Source organism: Nonomuraea sp. NPDC001684 (assembly GCF_053596515.1).
In genome coordinates, this window is sequence record NZ_JBSFGJ010000784.1 from 1 (window position 1) to 2,369 (window position 2,369).

The 2,369-nt window shown below is 71.0% G+C and carries 4 protein-coding genes; all 4 read left to right on the forward strand.

Going from position 1 to position 2,369, the window contains the following annotated elements:
• Positions 1 to 653 (forward strand): cyclase family protein (locus ACWCSD_RS51655; protein WP_449927085.1); only part of this gene is annotated, 653 nt, incomplete at its 5' end.
• A 184-nt stretch (positions 654 to 837) separates the two neighbouring features.
• Positions 838 to 1,212, forward strand: a complete 375-nt coding sequence (locus ACWCSD_RS51660; RefSeq protein ID WP_352327837.1) for a DUF948 domain-containing protein — start codon at positions 838 to 840, stop codon at positions 1,210 to 1,212.
• Positions 1,209 to 1,439, forward strand: a complete 231-nt coding sequence (locus ACWCSD_RS51665) for a hypothetical protein (RefSeq protein ID WP_352327836.1) — start codon at positions 1,209 to 1,211, stop codon at positions 1,437 to 1,439. Before ACWCSD_RS51660 ends, ACWCSD_RS51665 begins: the two co-directional genes overlap by 4 nt.
• Positions 1,440 to 1,461: 22 nt before the next feature.
• Positions 1,462 to 2,369, forward strand: a 908-nt coding sequence (locus tag ACWCSD_RS51670; RefSeq protein ID WP_449927089.1) for an alanine--tRNA ligase-related protein, incomplete at its 3' end; no start/stop codon positions are given.

Below are 2,369 nucleotides of genomic sequence, written 5' to 3' on the forward strand. Positions count from 1 at the left end.
CCGGCCCCGACGCCGCCGAGGACGAGATCGCCGCGCTGTTCGTGGCCTCGCTCGGCCTGCTGATGACCGACGGCGTCGAGCTGGACAACGTCGAGATCTTCGCCGAGCCGCACAAGGGCACCAGGGGAGGGCCCTCCGACCGCGCCGCGCAGGCCGCGCCGGCGGCCGGGGGAGCGCTGGTCGAGCTGGCCCGCCCGCCCGCCGACGGCGGCACGTACCTGGTGGCGCCCGGCGGCGACCTGACCGGGCTGCCCCTGGCCCGCACCGCCGAACTGCCCGCCGTGGTGGTGCGCGTGGCGGGCGCCGAGGCGCGGAAGATCGGCGTGGGCGCGCTGGCCGCCTTCGACGTGCGCGGCAGGGCGGTGCTGCTGCACACCGGCGCGTCCGGCGGGGGGCGGCTCACCCCGGAGGCCGCCTCGTGGCTGGCCGGGCGCGGCGCGTCCCTGGTCGGCACCGACGCCGACGGCCTCGACGGCGTCGGGGGGTCGGCGGCTCTGGACGTGCTGCTGGCGGCGGGCGTGCCGGTCGTGGAGCGGCTGGCCGGGCTCGACCGGCTGCCGCCCACCGGCGCCCTGTTCACGGCCGCGCCGCCGCTCCTGGAGGGCGTCGGGCGGGTTCCCGTACGCGCCTTCGCCCGCGTCCCCGAGGCGTGACAGGAGGCGTGACAGGAGGCGGGCCGGGTGGCGGAACGCCTGGTCGGAGCGGCATGTGATCGGTCACGGAAGTGTCCGCAGGTGGCCTCGCCGCCGGATCCGGCCCGTTTTCCTCACTAACCTTGTCGCCGGGACGCGATAGGGTTCATGCCGTTCCGGCCCAGCGTACGAGGGAGATGAGCGGATGCTTACCGCTGGAGAGGTCGCCGGGCTGATCGCGGCCACGGGCTGGATTGTCCTGGTCTGCGTTCTCGCCATGGTGCTCGTCAAGCTCGCCAGGCTGCTCACCGAGACCACCAAGGCGGTCTCCGACCTGAACAACCGCCTGGTGCCGCTGCTCGACGACGTGAGCGTCACGGTCAACGAGACCAACAGGCAACTCGTCGCCGTCGAGGCCATCGCCCAGGACGTCAAGCAGGTCAGCGCGCACGCCGCCAAGCTCAGCGCGGTCACGCAGACCATCTTCACCGGCCCGTTGATCAAGGTGTCGTCGCTCGGCTACGGCGTGCGGCGCGCCATCGAGGCCCGCAGGCCCGCCAGGGTGAGGCGGTCCCGGTGATCAGACGGCTGTTCTACCTCTCGCTCGGCGCGTTCCTCGCCTTCTGGGTGATGCGCAGGCTGCAGGCGCTGCACCCGACCCACGTCGTGCGGCGCACCGCCGACGGCGCGGCGGGGATGCTCGCGCGGGTGAGAGACTTTACCTCTGACGCGCTAGGCGAGGCCGCCGAGCGCGAAACCCAGTTGCGGGCGCGCTTCGGGCTCGACAACGCTGAAATCGACAACTGACTACCAGCAAAGGATGGCCACAATGGAGTCGGCAGAGATAGCCCGCCGCTTCCTGCGCTTCTTCGAGGAGCGTGGGCACAAGGTCGTGCCCTCGGCCAGCCTGATCGCTGAGGACCCCACGCTACTCCTGGTTCCTGCCGGTATGGTGCCGTTCAAGCCGTACTTCCTGGGGCAGCGCAAGCCTCCGGCGTCACGGCTGGCCACCGCGCAGAAGTGCGTGCGCACGCCCGACATCGAAGAGGTCGGCAAGACCACCCGGCACGCCACCTTCTTCCAGATGCTGGGCAACTTCTCCTTCGGCGACTACTTCAAGTCCGAAGTGATCCCGTTCGCGTGGGAGCTGCTCACCAGGTCCGAGTCCGACGGCGGCTTCGGCTTCCCCGAGGAGCGGCTGTGGGCCACCGTCTACCTTGAGGACGACGAGGCCTACGACATCTGGCGCAACAAGGTCGGCGTGCCCGAGAGCCGCATCCAGCGCCGCGGCCTGGAGGACAACTACTGGCACATGGGCGTGCCCGGCCCCGGCGGCCCCTGCTCGGAGATCTACTACGACCGCGGCCCCGAGTACGGCAAGGAGGGCGGCCCCGTCGCCGACGAGGACCGCTACCTCGAGGTCTGGAACCTCGTCTTCATGCAGTACCAGCTCAGCCAGGTCCGCACCAAGGTCGACTTCGACATCTCCGGCGAGCTGCCGGCCAAGAACATCGACACCGGCATGGGCCTGGAGCGCATGGCGACGATCCTGCAGGGCGTCGACAACCTCTACGAGATCGACACCACCTACAAGATCCTCGACAAGGCGGCCGAGCTCACCAAGACCCGCTACGGCCGCGACCACCGCGCCGACGTGAGCCTGCGCGTGATCGCCGACCACGTGCGCACCGGCACCATGCTGGTCGCCGACGGCGTCATGCCCGGCAACGAGGGCCG